The sequence below is a fragment of the Campylobacter concisus genome (assembly GCF_003048775.2).
Lineage (GTDB): Bacteria > Campylobacterota > Campylobacteria > Campylobacterales > Campylobacteraceae > Campylobacter_A > Campylobacter_A concisus_I.
In genome coordinates this window covers 308,495-323,448 of sequence record NZ_CP049272.1, presented here as the reverse complement: position 1 = coordinate 323,448, position 14,954 = coordinate 308,495, and the positions used below count along the sequence as shown (strand labels likewise).

General features: G+C 38.9%; 16 protein-coding genes. All 16 read right to left on the bottom strand.

The genetic code is table 11. The annotated features are described in order from the left end of the window. Nucleotides 1-31: 31 nt before the first annotated feature. A complete protein-coding gene (locus CVT17_RS01590; protein WP_021090794.1) occupies nucleotides 32-244 on the bottom strand; it encodes a DUF4006 family protein in 213 nt (70 codons plus the stop codon). Beyond that, complete coding sequence (locus CVT17_RS01585; RefSeq protein WP_087578301.1) at nucleotides 244-1,107, bottom strand: cbb3-type cytochrome c oxidase N-terminal domain-containing protein; 864 nt, start codon at nucleotides 1,105-1,107, stop codon at nucleotides 244-246. The genes CVT17_RS01590 and CVT17_RS01585 overlap by 1 nt, the downstream gene beginning before the upstream one ends. Beyond that, nucleotides 1,095-1,304 (bottom strand): cytochrome c oxidase, cbb3-type, CcoQ subunit, encoded by a 210-nt coding sequence (locus tag CVT17_RS01580; RefSeq protein ID WP_054196093.1) that lies wholly within the window; start codon nucleotides 1,302-1,304, stop codon nucleotides 1,095-1,097. Before CVT17_RS01580 ends, CVT17_RS01585 begins: the two co-directional genes overlap by 13 nt. Nucleotides 1,305-1,313: 9 nt before the next feature. After that, nucleotides 1,314-1,979 (bottom strand): cytochrome-c oxidase, cbb3-type subunit II, encoded by a 666-nt coding sequence (gene ccoO, locus CVT17_RS01575; RefSeq protein ID WP_107769777.1) that lies wholly within the window; start codon nucleotides 1,977-1,979, stop codon nucleotides 1,314-1,316. Next, nucleotides 1,979-3,466, bottom strand: a complete 1,488-nt coding sequence (ccoN, locus tag CVT17_RS01570) for a cytochrome-c oxidase, cbb3-type subunit I (RefSeq protein ID WP_072593933.1) — start codon at nucleotides 3,464-3,466, stop codon at nucleotides 1,979-1,981. The genes ccoO and ccoN overlap by 1 nt, the downstream gene beginning before the upstream one ends. 92 nt (nucleotides 3,467-3,558) lie before the next feature. After that, nucleotides 3,559-4,242 (bottom strand): response regulator transcription factor, encoded by a 684-nt coding sequence (locus CVT17_RS01565; RefSeq protein WP_084041627.1) that lies wholly within the window; start codon nucleotides 4,240-4,242, stop codon nucleotides 3,559-3,561. An 80-nt stretch (nucleotides 4,243-4,322) separates the two neighbouring features. After that, nucleotides 4,323-4,988 carry a sulfite exporter TauE/SafE family protein gene (locus tag CVT17_RS01560; RefSeq protein WP_230853305.1) on the bottom strand — a complete coding sequence of 222 codons (666 nt, stop codon included), beginning with the start codon at nucleotides 4,986-4,988 and terminating at the stop codon, nucleotides 4,323-4,325. A 1-nt stretch (nucleotide 4,989) separates the two neighbouring features. Further along, complete coding sequence (gene carA / locus CVT17_RS01555) at nucleotides 4,990-6,108, bottom strand: glutamine-hydrolyzing carbamoyl-phosphate synthase small subunit (protein ID WP_107698244.1); 1,119 nt, start codon at nucleotides 6,106-6,108, stop codon at nucleotides 4,990-4,992. Beyond that, nucleotides 6,108-6,659: a DUF507 family protein gene (locus CVT17_RS01550; RefSeq protein WP_087578297.1), complete on the bottom strand. Its 552-nt coding sequence runs from the start codon at nucleotides 6,657-6,659 to the stop codon at nucleotides 6,108-6,110. Before CVT17_RS01550 ends, carA begins: the two co-directional genes overlap by 1 nt. A 49-nt stretch (nucleotides 6,660-6,708) precedes the next feature. Beyond that, complete coding sequence (locus CVT17_RS01545; protein WP_021090558.1) at nucleotides 6,709-7,149, bottom strand: hypothetical protein; 441 nt, start codon at nucleotides 7,147-7,149, stop codon at nucleotides 6,709-6,711. Between the two features lie 164 nt (nucleotides 7,150-7,313). After that, nucleotides 7,314-10,574 carry a carbamoyl-phosphate synthase large subunit gene (gene carB / locus CVT17_RS01540; protein WP_107858449.1) on the bottom strand — a complete coding sequence of 1,087 codons (3,261 nt, stop codon included), beginning with the start codon at nucleotides 10,572-10,574 and terminating at the stop codon, nucleotides 7,314-7,316. After that, nucleotides 10,574-11,329, bottom strand: a complete 756-nt coding sequence (gene mreC / locus CVT17_RS01535; RefSeq protein ID WP_103600250.1) for a rod shape-determining protein MreC — start codon at nucleotides 11,327-11,329, stop codon at nucleotides 10,574-10,576. Before mreC ends, carB begins: the two co-directional genes overlap by 1 nt. Further along, nucleotides 11,319-12,356 carry a rod shape-determining protein gene (locus CVT17_RS01530; RefSeq protein ID WP_021090637.1) on the bottom strand — a complete coding sequence of 346 codons (1,038 nt, stop codon included), beginning with the start codon at nucleotides 12,354-12,356 and terminating at the stop codon, nucleotides 11,319-11,321. Before CVT17_RS01530 ends, mreC begins: the two co-directional genes overlap by 11 nt. A gap of 9 nt (nucleotides 12,357-12,365) precedes the next feature. After that, complete coding sequence (gene clpX / locus CVT17_RS01525; RefSeq protein ID WP_107858448.1) at nucleotides 12,366-13,598, bottom strand: ATP-dependent Clp protease ATP-binding subunit ClpX; 1,233 nt, start codon at nucleotides 13,596-13,598, stop codon at nucleotides 12,366-12,368. Next, entirely contained in the window at nucleotides 13,598-14,386 is a 789-nt protein-coding gene (gene lpxA, locus CVT17_RS01520; protein WP_107858447.1) for an acyl-ACP--UDP-N-acetylglucosamine O-acyltransferase, read from the bottom strand. The genes clpX and lpxA overlap by 1 nt, the downstream gene beginning before the upstream one ends. A gap of 21 nt (nucleotides 14,387-14,407) precedes the next feature. After that, nucleotides 14,408-14,854, bottom strand: coding sequence for a 3-hydroxyacyl-ACP dehydratase FabZ (gene fabZ, locus CVT17_RS01515; RefSeq protein WP_021091063.1), 447 nt, complete (start codon nucleotides 14,852-14,854; stop codon nucleotides 14,408-14,410). Nucleotides 14,855-14,954: the final 100 nt, after the last annotated feature.

Below are 14,954 nucleotides of genomic sequence, written 5' to 3'. Positions count from 1 at the left end.
ATTATGGCTTTTTCTATTATGCCTAGCATCACTACTCCTTTATAATGACATGTTTAGCGTTGTCAACGCTCTTCATCTCAATGCTACTTGCGTCTTTTAATGAGTAAGGCTTGGTTGCTACATCTTTTTGCAAGCCAATACCAATATAAGTAAGTACGCCAAGGATAGATAGCAAAAGCAAAACTGCCACCAAATAACCGCTAATGCCATTTAAAGCAAAGATATTTCTATTTTTATTTTCCATTATTCGCCCTTTGATAGCGATATGACATATTCGCCAACTGCTTTTTGTTGTATCTCGTTTAATCTGCCATCATTAAATTTAGGCATAACACCAATGTTGCCGTTTTTACCACGATTTAGTACATCTACGATGAACTCACTTGAACCATATTTACTAAGATCAGCCGACATACCATCCATGCCTTTGCCATCATCTCCGTGACAAGCTGCACAAGCTACGTAAAGCTCTTTTCCCATAGCTACTAAATTTTCATTTTTTGTACTTTTTATAGCACTTATCTCTTTTGCTACATAAGCTGCGATAGCCTTTGCTCCATCAGCATCAGCTAGCCCTGCTGGCATCTCGCCCATAGGATAATCAAGCCCTTTTGAGCCATTTAGTATCGTATCAACTATTCCTTGTTCGCTACCCCAAATTTGTAAATTTGCAGCTTTGCCACCAATACCATCGCCTGTGATACCATGACATGCTGAGCATTGCACTAAAAATACGCTCTCTCCCATAGCATGAAGCGTTTCTTTGCTTGGGTTTGCATACTCTTTTTCAAATTTAGCGTTTGCCTCTTTTACCTCTTTATTATATTCACCGATTTGTGAGTAAGAATTTAGTGGATAACCAAGTAAATAATACCAAATCGCCCAAACAAGCGTTAGTAAAAAAACTACTGCCCAACCAAATGGAACTGGATTTTTATACTCGCCTATCCCATCCCAGTTGTGCTCGCTAAGCTCTACGCTTTCATCTTTTTTAACTTTCATTTGACCAACATACTTGCCAGCTACAACGACAGTTAGTACGATAATTAAGATGGCACCTATTAACGCAAGTAAATTTATATTATCTTCTAAATTTAGCCATTGCATACGCTCTCCTTTGTAGCCTTTTGCTCTAAAATTTTACTACCGATCTCATCATCTAGGGCTAATTTCGAATACTTCTCATAATTTCTTCTACCTTGCTTTTCACTTTTGTAAAGATGAAAAAAATAAGCGTACAAAGTGATAGCTAAGAATGCTGTCAAAATAAAATAGCCATAAGCTTGAAGTTCTCTAATATCCATTACTAACTCCTATTTTAGACTATTTAGATAGGCGATAAGTGCTACGATCTGGCGAATTTCACCTTTTTCAAAAGCTTGTTTAACCTGCTCATCTTTCATATTTTCAACGATACTTGCAGCCTGCTCTTTCACGTTAGCATTTGCTTGCTCAAAAGTACCAAGAGCTGGCATATCTTTCTCATCATAAGGCGTGTTAAAGACCTTTTTAACAGTTAGTGCTTCAGCGTAAGCAGTCTCGATATCAGCATTTTTCTTAAATAAAAATGGATATGCTGGCATGATCGAACCTGGCACTACAGAGGCTGGATTTAGCATGTGATTTTCATGCCAATCTGTCGTTCTATAATTACCCACACGCATAAGATCTGGACCAGTTCTTTTTGAACCCCAAAGATGCGGACGATCATAAGCAAATTCGCCGCTTAACGAGTACATGCCATATCTATCAGTCTCAGCTTTAAACGGGCGTATCATCTGTGAGTGACAAGTATTGCAACCATTTTGTATATATATATTTTTTCCAGCAAGCTCTAAAACTGTATAAGGCTTTGTACCCTCAAGTGGTCTAGCTCTATTTGCAAAATCAGGTAAAATTTCTACCACGCCAGCGTAAGCTATGACGATAAATACGCAAACTGCAAAAAAGAATGGATTTTTTTCTAACCAAGCAAACATCACATCACCTCCGCATTGGCTTTAGTACCGCCCATAGGCGTTGCACTTTTTGGCTCTGCCAAAATAGCTTTAGCAGAAGTTGATTTGTAGATATTGTAAGCAAACATCAAAAAGCCAATCAAATACAAAAGTCCGCCAATAGCTCTAATGTAATAATAAGGTATAAGCACTACAACAGTATCAATAAATGAGTAGAGTAAATTTCCATAGCTGTCAGTCGCTCTCCACATCATACCTTGTGTGATACCGGCGATCCACATCGAAGCAAAGTATAAAACGATACCTGTTGTTTGTATCCAAAATTGAGCTTCCATTAAGGATTTTGAATAAATTTCGCGCTTAAAGACACGTGGCGTCATGTGATAAAGTGCTGCCATAGTCATAAAACCAACCCAGCCAAGTGCGCCATCATGTACGTGTCCTGGCACCCAGTCAGTATAGTGAGCTAGTGCATTTACAGATTTAATAGCTAAGATAGGGCCTTCAAGAGTTGAAAACATATAAAAAGTTGAAGCTAGAATCATAAATTTAATAAGCGGACTCTCGCGAAGTTGTGTCCATTCGCCTTTCATTGTAAGAAGCATATTAATAGCTGAACCCCAAGAAGGTAAAATCAAAACAATAGAAAAAACCGAACCCATAGTCTGCATCCAATCAGGCACAGCAGTATATATTAGGTGGTGACCGCCAGCCCAAAGATAGATAAACATAAGGCCCCAGAATGAAAATAACGAAAGCTTATAAGAAAATATTGGCTGTCCGCTCTCTTTTGGCAAGAAATAATAAATTTGGGCGATGATCGCTACTGTAAATACAAACGCAACTGCGTTGTGACCGTACCACCACTGAACCAAGGCATCATTTGAGCCAGCATACATCGAAACTGAGTGTAGCCATGAGCCATATCCACTAACTAGTCTTGTTGGAATTTCCATGTTATTAAATAGATAAAGCATAGCAACGCCAAGAAATGTAGCAATGTAATACCAAACTGAGATGTAAAGTGTCTTCTCACGGCGTATACCAATAAGTCCAAATATACTAACACCCCAAAGCACCCAGACTACTACTACTGCAATATCTAGTGGCCACTCAAGCTCGGCGTACTCCTTAGATGTACTCTCACCCATAAAAAGTGTCACAACAGCTAGAATCATAACAAGTATATAAAGCCAAAAATGAAGCTTACCAATGAACATCAAAAACGGAGATTCGCTCATTGATACTTTTAGAACACGCTGTCCTATGTAATACCAAGTGGCAAATATACCAGAGAGCATAAAACCAAAAATGATACCGTTAGTATGAAGAGGACGCAATCTACCAAATGCCGAATACTCACCAGCTATATAGTTTAGATCAGGACAGGCAAGCTGAAAAGCCACCAAAACACCAATAGCCATGCCAACAATACCAAAAAATATCGTGGAGAACATAAAGAGTTTTGCCACACTATAATCATAATGTAGCAACTGGGATGGTCGCATAAATTTTCCTCCTAGTTAAATTTATATTAATTTTCGGTTATTTTAGAGTAGAAAAACTATAAAAAGACTTAATTAATATAAATTCTCTTTTACTAGGAGAGTCTTCTATCTATTTTGTAACCAAGCCCAGGAACATTTTTTATAAAATTACTGCCGACTTTATCCCTGACACGTTTAACAAAGGTCCTAATAGCAGCCTCTGTCACACTCTCGCCAACCCAAACAACATTTTTTATTTCATCATGAAGCACAAGCGTACCAAGTCTTTTTATGAGCAAAGATATAAAAGCAAGTTCTTTTTTTGTAAGAGAAATTTCAACACCATCTCTGATAAGCACACGTTTTATCTTATTAAAACTATATCCATTTGTAACCTGAATAATATTTGCTGTTTCTATCTTATTTTTGGCAACATTTTCTAAAGTAACCAAAAAATCATCAAGGTCAATCGGCTTTAAAACGTATTTATCAATACCAACATCTATCGCTTTTAGAAGTGTCTCTTTTTCACTATTTGTGCTAAAAACTATAATAGGTGTATCTTTTGAAATTTCTTTAATGCATTTAGCCATATCAAGGCCATTCATTATAGGCATAAAAACGTCTGTTATAACCATATTTGGATTATATTTTTTAAATTTCTTAAGTCCTTCATCTCCATTTTGAGCAGTGATAACTTTTTCGAATTTATCTCGCATAACTTCTTGTACTATTTTTTTACCATCTCCCTCATTTTCAACGATAAGAACAGTTAGATTATTAAGAATCTTGCTCATTTATTCTTCCTTTTTGGTTATATTTATCAAACATCATAAATTTTGACGCAACTAACAATTATTTCTCTTATTTTTCTATCTTAAGCATTTGCTCTATATCCTAAAAATGATAGATAAATTCCATTTATTATCATTATGCTAGCTGAAATCTTAAACATTATATCTTTAAATTTTTCATTTAAAATCCCAAATACAAAGCTAGCTAAAAGCATAGCTGGCAATGTACAAAGACCAAATATAAGCATTATAAAAGCCGAATCAATAAAATTTGCACTTAAAATCCCAAGTGCCAAAAAATAATAAACCACACCACAAGGTAAAAAGCCATTTAAAAAACCAAGTAATAAAAAATTTGTTAAATTTCTCTTTTGAATCCTCGTTTTTGCAATTCTTACTACAAAATTAAGTGCCTTTTGATTCTCTACAAATTTTAAAAGCTCGCCCCTAAGAAGCAAGGCAATGCCGATAAACGTGATCACTAAGCCAACTATAAAAAATATCACACCTCTTGCTTGCATACTAAAGCTAATAACAGCTCCAAAGGCGCCAAACAAAGCTCCTAAAACTACATAAGCAAAAATTCTAGCTAGACTATAAAGTGTGCTTAGCATTAAAATTTCTCTCTTGCTTTTGCCTTTAAAAAATAGAGTCTGTAAGCTCAAAAATCCGCTGCACATACCTACACAATGACTAAAGCTACTTAAAAATGCAACTGAGATAATCATGTAAAGGTTTATATTTTGCATCTTATAAAATTTCTAAAAACTGCTTAAATATATATTTACTCTCACTTGGACCACCACTTGCTTCTGGGTGGTGCTGAACTGAAAAGATCGGATAGTCTTTGTATCTCACACCCTCAATTGTGTTGTCAAATAAATTTCTATGAGTCACAACCGCTATTTCAGCGATGCTCTCTGGCACGTTGTAGTTGTGATTTTGTGTTGTTATCTCAATTGCTTTTGTCTCTAAATTTAGCACTGGGTGATTTGCTCCGTGCTGACCAAATTTAAGCTTATATGTCTCGTACCCAAAGGCGTTTGAGAGTAACTGATGTCCAAGGCAAATGCCAAATATAGGTATCTTAGCCTCAATCATCTTTTTGATCTCGCCTATTTCAGCCTTTAAATTTTTTGGCTCACCAGGACCATTTGATAAAAACACCCCATTTATCTCGCCATTTTTAAATTTTTCTATCAAAATTTCAGCCTTAGTGTCGTGTGGCACTACGATGACTTCAAGACCAGTTTCACATAGCTCGTTTAGGATATTTCTCTTTACACCAAAGTCAAAAACAGCTATCTTTTTACCAATACTTTTTAGCGGCTTATATGACTTTAAATTTCTATCCCAAGCGCCTTTTTTGTGCTCATACTCGTCCATCGCGCTAACTGTTTTCACGTAGTTTATATTTTCAATACGCCCGCTACTTTCAAGCCTGCGTTTTAGCTCATCTTTATCACTTATCTGCGTTGAGATATAGGCCATAAGCGCACCCTCGTCACGTAGCATCTTTGTGAGATATCTAGTATCAACGTCATAAACGCCAAATTTACCTTGCTCTTCGAAAAATTTTCCCAAAGATTTTTGCGAGCGGTAGTTTGATGGAATTTCATTGTAGCTTCTCATTATAACGCCACTTGCATGAATTCTAAGGCTCTCCATATCGTCTTCATTTATACCCACTATGCCTATTTCTGGCATAGTAAAGACGATAAACTGACCAGCATAGCTTGGATCGCTCATGATCTCTTCATAGCCAGTCATCGAGGTATTAAAAACGAGCTCGCCTGCACACTCACCATGAGCACCAAAAGCTTTTGCTTCTAAAAAAACACCATTTTCAATATAAATGTAAGCTTTCATTAAAGCATGCCTCTTTTTTTAAGCTCATCTTGATACAAACGCTCAAAGACAAGATCATATTCATCAGTTCCTGGGATTAGCTTATGTTTATAATTTTGTATCATTTCATAAACATCATCTTCTATCTTCTCATAGCTTTTTAAGTACTCGTCTATTGAGTTATAAATCACATTTTTTACGCGATTTTCAGATACATTATAATCAACAAGACCGCTCTTCCAAATAGTTTCAAGCACTTTGTGAGCGATATTACTAAATCTATCTTCGTGGGTTAAAATTACATCGAATTCACCTGCGAGCTTCTTTTTAACGAGCCAAAACATATTTTTGCGGTCAATTTGCATAGTTTGCATCTCGTCTTCATTTTTTTCCAAAAGCTCATTTACTCGCTCATCTAAAGCTCTTTCTTTTTGAATATCGACTGTTAAAATTTCACTTGTTTTTGCTACGATAGGCTCAATACCTTTATTTAGTCTTACGAAACCACAATTTAGAAGATCTATTGCTATTTTATGTGAAATATACGGAACGTGTGGGAGTTTTAAACGCATTTTAAACCTTTAAATTTTTATGCCATTTTAACTAAATAAAGGTAAAACTTTACTTTGAAATTTTAACGACTTTATTATTATCGCTTCTTAAAAAATAAATTTCTCTTCGTCCTTCATAAAGTATCTTTCCATCAGTCTTTTGCTCATTTTCTAAATTTGATGAGATATCTAAAGATAGCGATTTGCTCATAAAATAATTTTCTCCTAAAGTGCGTCCAAAGTCAGGATACCAACTAAAAGCACAAACTATCAGCAAAACTAAATAAAAGGCTCTAAAAATTTTTCTAAAAGGCGCGTAAAAAAAGCAATACCCAAATATAAAAAATACGGGCAAAAGCCATAAGAAAGGTACGTTATCAACAAAAATAACATTAAAATACTCGCTTATGCCATAGTAAGAAAAGTAGTTGTTGTAAATTCCAACAAATAGCGTAAAAATAGGAGCAAGGACAAATATAATACCCGTAAAAAAAGCATTTAAAATTTTCATAATCTCTCCTTTTGAGTGAGATTATATTAAACATAAGCTTTAATATTACTAGATTGATGAAAGCTAAACTAAAATTAAAAGCAAAATACCATATATGAACATCTATTGCTTCTAACAATACTTTAAAAAACAGTTTAGCTATAAGCTAAACTGCCTTAAATTTATTACTTTTTAGATAAATACTCTTGCAAGCTTTTTACTTCAAGTGCTTTACCAGTTTGAACCGCACTTAGGGACTTAGCAGCTGCTAGTGCTGCACGGATCGTTGTGAAGTAAGGAATCTTAAATCTAAGCACATTTTGGCGGATCTTTTTGCCATCATCCACGCTTGATTTTGTATCACTTGTATTTATAACAAGCGCGATGTCGCCGTTTTTTAGCCTATCTTCGACGTTTGGCCTGCCTTCGCTTATCTTATAGACAAACTCAGCCTCAACGCCAGCTTCGCTTAAAATTTTATGCGTACCACCAGTTGCGATGATGCTAAAGCCAAGCGCTATTAGCTCTTTTGCAAGGTCTGGTGCGTAAGATTTATCAGCGTCAGCTAGCGTTAAAAAGACCCTACCTTTGCTTGGCAAAGTGTTGCTAGCAGCGATCTGGCTCTTTGCAAATGAGCTTGCAAAATCGTGGCTTATGCCCATGACCTCGCCCGTACTCTTCATCTCAGGGCCAAGGATGAGGTCGGCGCCACTTAGCTTGTTAAATGGCAATACACACTCTTTTACACAAATATGCGAACTTACGCGAGGTTTTAAGATGTCACCATCTTCATAAACAACCTTGTAATCATCATAAAATTTAAGCGCCTCACGTAAATTTCCCTGCCACATAACTCTTGTAGCTACCTTTGCCATAGGCACGCCAGTAGCTTTGCTCACAAACGGCACAGTTCTGCTTGCGCGAGGATTTACCTCGATCATATAAAGCTCGTTTTCATAGATAGCAAACTGGATATTCATAAGGCCGACAACGCCTAAATTTAGCGCGATATCTCTGGTTTGCTTCTCCACTTTTTTTATCATCTCATCGCTTAAGCTCATCGGTGGCAATATGCAAGCCGAGTCGCCAGAGTGAATTCCAGCCTCCTCGATGTGCTCCATTATCGCGCCAATATAGACCTCTTTGCCGTCACATATCGCGTCTACGTCGAGCTCTTTTGCATCTTGTAAAAATTTATCAAGTAGCACTGGCGAGTGGTTGCTAACTTTCACCGCCTCGCTCATATACTCTTTTAGCTCGCTCTCGTTGTGCACCCTTCTCATCGCCCTACCGCCTAGAACGTAGCTTGGGCGAACAAGCACTGGATAGCCAATAGTTGCGGCCTTTTGTAAGGCTTCCTCTAGGCTAGTGGCGGTGTCATTTTTAGGCTGAAGAACGCCTATTTTATTTATAAATTCGCTAAATTTCTTTCTATCCTCGGCCACATCAATCACTCTTGCAGTTGTTCCGATGATCTTAGCGCCGATCACGCTTAGGCGTTTTGCAAATTTAAGCGGAGTTTGGCCGCCGAAATGCACGATCACGCCGTCTGGCTTTTCACGCTCGATGACTGATCTCACGTGCTCAAAATCAATCGGCTCAAAGTACAAAATATCACTCGTATCGTAGTCAGTCGAGACGGTTTCTGGGTTGCAGTTATACATTATCGTTTTTATGCCAAGGTCTCTTAGGGCGTAGCTTGCGTGCACGCAACAGTAGTCAAACTCTATGCCCTGACCGATCCTATTTGGACCACCACCTATTATCATCACCTTTTTAGCGTCTTTTGCTAGCTCTTTTTTAGGGAATTTAGTGATATTTGTGGTTGAGTAAAGATATGGCGTTAGTGCCTTAAACTCGCCCGCACAAGTATCGACCTCGTTGTATTCAAGCTCGATGCCAAGCTTTTGCCTAGCAGAATAGATATCATTTTGACTAAGCTCAAGATCGTCTTTTTCATTTATAAGCACAGCTATCATCTTGTCTGAAAAGCCCATACTTTTGGCCTCTCGCAAAAGCTCTTCATTATTTAAGATATCCATGTCGATCTTATCTTCAAATTTAACTATCTCATAAATTTGCTCCAAAAACCAAGGATCGATCTTGCTAAATTCATGCACCTCAGCCACGCTAAATCCATCTCTAAAAGCTTGTGCTAGATATAAAATTCTTCTCTCATTTGCATTTCTGATGCCATAAATCAAAGCGTTTTTCTCTAAACTAAGGCTGTTAAATCCGCAAAGATCACGCTCTAGGCTACAAAGCGCCTTTTGGATACTCTCTTTAAATGTCCTACCTATCGCCATTACCTCACCAACTGACTTCATAGCGGTGCCTAGATATGGGTTTGATCCTGGGAATTTCTCAAATGTAAAACGTGGGATCTTTGTCACGATGTAGTCGATCACCGGCTCAAAGCTAGCAGGCGTGCCAGTTATGTCGTTTTTGATCTCATCAAGACTAAAACCAACTGCAAGCAGTGTCGCGACCTTTGCGATAGGATAGCCAGTAGCTTTACTTGCTAGTGCTGAGCTTCGGCTAACGCGTGGGTTCATCTCGATAACGATCATGCGGCCCGTTTTTGGGTCTATGGCAAACTGCACGTTGCTACCGCCAGTATCAACGCCTATCTCGCGAAGTATGGCAAAGCTAGCATCACGCATCGCCTGATACTCTTTATCTGTGAGCGTTAAAGCTGGCGCAACCGTGATGCTATCGCCTGTGTGAACGCCCATTGGGTCGAAATTTTCGATCGAGCAGACGATGATGCAGTTGTCATTTCTATCTCTGATGACCTCCATCTCGTACTCTTTCCAGCCAAGCAAGCTCTCTTCTATCAAAATTTCATGTATCGGACTTGCGTCAAGGCCAGTGTTGGCTAGCTCTTTAAATTCGTCCATATTATAAGCCACGCCACTTCCTGCGCCACCAAGCGTGTAGCTAGCTCTTATGATGAGTGGGAAGCCTATCTCATTTGCCGCATTTAGCGCGTCGTCCATGTTATAAGCATATCTACTCTCAGGCAGGTCCATGCCGATCTTTTGCATGGTCGCTTTAAAAATTTGTCTATCTTCGCCCTTTTTTATCGCTTCTGGGTTTGCACCAAGAAATTTCACATCCTTTAAAAGACCGCTCTCAAAGACCTCCATAGCGGCATTTAGCGCTACTTGTCCGCCCATCGTTGGCAAAATGGCGTCAATATTTTCTTTTTCGATGATCTTTAAAATGCTATCTTTTGTGATCGGCTCTATATACGTTGCGTCGGCGAAATTTGGGTCAGTCATGATGGTGGCTGGGTTTGAATTTATGAGCACTACGCGGTATCCAAGCTCTTTTAGCGTCTTGGCTGCTTGCGTGCCTGAGTAGTCAAATTCGCAGGCTTGACCGATGACGATAGGGCCTGAGCCTATTAGCAAAATGGTATTTATATCTGTTCTTTTTGGCATCATTTTTCCTTTGTTACAACGTATAGGTAGTTTGGTATGTTTAGCTTTGCATAGGGCTCAACTATCACGCTTTGATAGGAGCTCTCTTTTAAAATTTTACTCACGCGCCCTACTGGCACCCCACTAAAAAATATCCCGTCAAGCCCGCTCGTAAAGACCTCGTCGCCCTCTTTTGGGCTGAGCCATTGTGGGATAAATTTCACCATTATTTGGCCTTGATTTCCATGCGCGACGCCTGGAATTTTGTCATTTCCTATATAGACTGCAAATATACTTTTTGGGTCATTTTGCAAGTAAGCTAGTGGCTTGCCATCTTTTGCGATGACGATGCCAGCGCTATTTCCTTGATAGATGAGTCCATAAATTTTATTTGGGTCGTATCCTTCAAACTCACTTATCCAAATTTTATTATAATCCCCGATATGCACGTAGCTAAGCCCTTTTACTAGCTTTACAGCTGGGGCGTAGGCAGTCGAGTTTTTATCTTTTAAAATTTGATTTAGCTCGTTCGCAAAAGTAGAAAGAAGCGTGGCTGAGCGCTCTAGCTCTTCATTTTGCGCTCTTAGTTTTTCTATCTCGCTAGCCTGCCTAAAATATTCGTTTATATAGTCTTTCACGCTTTTAGCAAAATTGTCGTATGAATTTGTAGCATAGTTACTAAGCCCAATAGAAAGATTACTTAAAATTTCTCCCTTGAAAACTGAGGCCATAGCAAGCAATGCTATAAAAACAAAAAGAACAATCTTACTCTTCATTTGTCAGCTGTTGTAAAAGCCCAATCTCTTCAAGTGCCTTGCCCGTTCCTCTAGCAACCGCAAGGAGTGGCTCATCTGCTACAAAAACTGGAAGTTTAACGATATCAGATAAAAATTTATCAAGTCCTCTAATAAGTGCTCCACCACCAGTTAGTACGATACCAGTCTCCACGATATCGCCCGCAAGATCAGGTGGCATCATCTCAAGCACGGTTTTAAGCGCATCTGCGATCTCTTTTAGTGGCTCTCTCATCGCCTCTCTTACATCTTCGCTTGTTAGCTCGACTCTACTTAAAAGACCACTTACTTGGTCGCGTCCTTTTACCACTACACTCAGCTCTTTTTCAAGCTGTACAGCAGAACCTACGGCGATCTTTATCTCCTCGCCAGTTCGCTCACCTATTAGTAAGTTATATTTCTCTTTTATGTAATTAACAATACTAATATCAATCTTATCGCCAGCTGTGCGGATTGATTTTGAAATAACTAGACCACCAAGCGAGACAACACCTATCTCAGTCGTACCACCACCGATATCAACTACTAGGTTACCTTGTGGCTCACGAACTGGTAAATTTGCGCCAATCGCTGCTGCCATAGGCTCTTCGATCAAAAATACTTCTCTTGCTCCAGCACTTAAAGCACTTTCTCTAACAGCTTTTCTTTCGACCTGAGTAAGTCCATAAGGAACTGAGATGATGATCCTTGGGCGTAAAAAGCTTTTTCTTTTATGAGTCTTTTCTATAAAATAGCGTATCATACGCTCAGTCATATCAAAATCCGCAATAACACCATCTCTCATCGGCCTTATCGCCTCGATATCGCCTGGAGTTTTTCCTACCATCTCTTTTGCAGCATGTCCGACCGCTAAAATTTTTTGTTTGCCATATTTCTCACGCCTTACTGCAACAACAGAAGGTTCATTTATTATTATGCCTTTATCTTTTACCAAAACAAGTGTATTTGCCGTACCGAGATCTATGCCCATATCACTTGAGAAAAAACCTATAACCTGATCTAAAAACATCTATTTCCTTTACGCTATTTTCTTATCGTGCTTTATTAAAATTGGCTTTGCCTTATCTTTTACAGTCTCTTTTGAGATAACAATATCATACCCTTTTAACTCTGGCAGCTCATACATTATGTCTGTCATAAGCTCTTCCATTATACTTCTAAGTCCCCTGGCTCCGGTCTTTCGCTCAATGGCTAGACTTGCTATCTCTTCAAGTGCCTCATCATCAAATTTAAGCGTAGCACCGTCAATTGCACAAAGCTTTTGATATTGTTTTAGTATCGCATTTTTTGGCTCGGTTAAAATTTTAACCATATCTTCTTTTGTTATCTCGTTCAAAGTAGCTACTACGTGAAGTCTGCCAATAAGCTCTGGGATGAGGCCATATCTTACTAGATCGTCTGGCTCAAGCAGGCTTAGTAAATTTTCTTTTTCATTTTTGCCACGTTTTTCTTGGTTAAATCCAAGTACGTTTTTTCCAACTCTTCTTTCTATGATATCAAGAAGTCCGTCAAATGCACCACCGCAAACAAATAAGATATTTGTCGTATCTATCTGGATGAAGTCTTGGTTTGGATGTTTTCTGCCGCCTTTTGGTGGGATGTTTACGACGCTTCCTTCGATGATCTTTAAAAGTGCTTGCTGCACGCCTTCGCCTGAAACGTCTCTTGTGATGCTTCTATTTTCGCTCATTCTAGCGATCTTATCGATCTCATCTACAAAAACAATCCCCTGCTCCGCCTTTTTAACATCACCATTTGCAGCTTGCAAGAGCCTTGTAAGGATATTTTCAACGTCCTCGCCGACATATCCAGCCTCAGTTAGGCTTGTCGCGTCACAAATCGCGATAGGCACGTCAAGAAATCTCGCCAAAGTCTGAGCCATCAATGTCTTACCACTTCCAGTTGGACCAACAAGCAAGATGTTTGATTTTGAAATTTCAGTATCGTCTTTGATGTCGCTTTGTTTAAAAATTCTCTTATAGTGGTTATATACGCCGACACTAAAGACCTTTTTAGCCCTGTCTTGACCGATCACGTAGTTATCAAGTACCGCTTTTAACTCCTTTGGTGTGAGCTTTTGATACTCTATCGTTTCGTCATTTTTACTCTCTTCTACGCTAGTATCTCCATGTATCATATCGTATGCGGCTGCTATGCAGTACTCGCATATATAGGCATTTCCTTCGATATCAGCGAGTAATCTTCTCTCGGCAGACTCTGCCTCTCCACAAAAATTACACTTTCTAGCCATTAATCTCTTCCTTTTGCAAGCGGAATTCCTCTTGTCGTTTCTAATATAAATTTACACATTTTCTTTACGTTTTCGTCGCTGGTTTTAGCGATCAGCTCGTTTGCTTGATCTTTTAGGCTAATGCCTTGATTAAACAAAAATTTATAAGCACGAACAAGCTCTTCAACCTGCTCTTTGTCAAATCTACGTCTAATGCCGACTAAATTTAAGCTTCTTATATATGCTCTATTGCCCTCAGCTAGGCAAAATGGCACTACATCTTGGCTTAGTGCACTTGCACCTGCGATCATGCAGCTCTCACCCACTCTAACAAACTGATGAATAGGCGTAAGACCACCCACAACAGCGTAGTCACCAAGCTCGACGTGACCTGCCAGGGTTGCGTTATTTGCCAAAATGACGTTGTTGCCTATTATGCAGTCGTGTGCAATGTGAGAATATGCCATTATAAAAGCATTATCGCCGATCCTTGTTATACCATCGCCCTTGTGCGTGCCTGAGTTTATCGTGCAAAATTCACGTATAGTTGCGTGCTCGCCGATGATGACGCCAGTATCAACCTCGTCTTTATAGCTGATATCTTGCGGGATGTCGCCCACGATCGCGTAGCTAAATACACGAGAGTTATCGCCGATTTTAGTCTTGCCAAGCACCCTTGCGCCTTGCTTTATCGTGACGTTGTTGCCAAGGACTGCATCTTTACTTACAAATGCATAAGCCTCGATATTTGCGTCATCTCCAATGATCGCTCCATCTTCTATAACTGCTGTTTGGTGGATATTTTTCATTGTCTCTCTTTTTCTTAAAGCCTATTTATCGACTATCATCGCTTTTAGCTCAGCCTCAGCGCAAAGTGCGTCATCTACATATGCCTTGCCTTCAAGCACCCAGATATTTCCCTTGTGTTTTAATACATTTAATCTATACTCTAGTCTATCTCCAGGGCGGACTGGATGGCGAAATTTCGCTCCGTCTATGCTCATAAAATAGACCACTTTATTCTCGATACCAGCTTGATGCTCGTCGCTCATACTTTTAAAAGCTAGCACGCCGCCAGCTTGCGCCATACCTTCAATGATCATTACGCCAGGATAGATCGGGTGACCTGGGAAGTGTCCTTGAAATATCGGCTCACCAATGGTTACATTTTTATAAGCGACAATGTTTTTTGCAGGCTCTAGCTCAACAACTCTATCTATAAGTAAAAATGGGAATCTATGCGGGAGAATTTTTTGAATTTCTACGACGTCTATCACGTTTTAGCCTTAGTAATGTAAATTTGTGGCGATTGTAACAAATTTATACTAAGAAAAAAATTATTAGCCTCTTTTAAAAATCTCTAAATTTCGCCTTATG

What these genes read in the sequence shown, in the direction of transcription:
- carA (WP_107698244.1), bottom strand. Translation starts at nt 6,108, where the DNA reads ATGAAAGCTTACATTTATATTGAAAATGGTGTTTTTTTAGAAGCAAAA.
- ccoN (WP_072593933.1), bottom strand. Translation starts at nt 3,466, where the DNA reads ATGCGACCATCCCAGTTGCTACATTATGATTATAGTGTGGCAAAACTC.
- CVT17_RS01585 (WP_087578301.1), bottom strand. Translation starts at nt 1,107, where the DNA reads ATGCAATGGCTAAATTTAGAAGATAATATAAATTTACTTGCGTTAATA.
- mreC (WP_103600250.1), bottom strand. Translation starts at nt 11,329, where the DNA reads ATGAAGAGTAAGATTGTTCTTTTTGTTTTTATAGCATTGCTTGCTATG.
- ccoO (WP_107769777.1), bottom strand. Translation starts at nt 1,979, where the DNA reads ATGTTTGCTTGGTTAGAAAAAAATCCATTCTTTTTTGCAGTTTGCGTA.
- clpX (WP_107858448.1), bottom strand. Translation starts at nt 13,598, where the DNA reads ATGGCTAGAAAGTGTAATTTTTGTGGAGAGGCAGAGTCTGCCGAGAGA.
- CVT17_RS01560 (WP_230853305.1), bottom strand. Translation starts at nt 4,988, where the DNA reads ATGCAAAATATAAACCTTTACATGATTATCTCAGTTGCATTTTTAAGT.
- CVT17_RS01565 (WP_084041627.1), bottom strand. Translation starts at nt 4,242, where the DNA reads ATGAGCAAGATTCTTAATAATCTAACTGTTCTTATCGTTGAAAATGAG.
- CVT17_RS01580 (WP_054196093.1), bottom strand. Translation starts at nt 1,304, where the DNA reads ATGGATATTAGAGAACTTCAAGCTTATGGCTATTTTATTTTGACAGCA.
- lpxA (WP_107858447.1), bottom strand. Translation starts at nt 14,386, where the DNA reads ATGAAAAATATCCACCAAACAGCAGTTATAGAAGATGGAGCGATCATT.
- CVT17_RS01530 (WP_021090637.1), bottom strand. Translation starts at nt 12,356, where the DNA reads ATGTTTTTAGATCAGGTTATAGGTTTTTTCTCAAGTGATATGGGCATA.
- carB (WP_107858449.1), bottom strand. Translation starts at nt 10,574, where the DNA reads ATGCCAAAAAGAACAGATATAAATACCATTTTGCTAATAGGCTCAGGC.
- CVT17_RS01545 (WP_021090558.1), bottom strand. Translation starts at nt 7,149, where the DNA reads ATGAAAATTTTAAATGCTTTTTTTACGGGTATTATATTTGTCCTTGCT.
- CVT17_RS01590 (WP_021090794.1), bottom strand. Translation starts at nt 244, where the DNA reads ATGGAAAATAAAAATAGAAATATCTTTGCTTTAAATGGCATTAGCGGT.
- CVT17_RS01550 (WP_087578297.1), bottom strand. Translation starts at nt 6,659, where the DNA reads ATGCGTTTAAAACTCCCACACGTTCCGTATATTTCACATAAAATAGCA.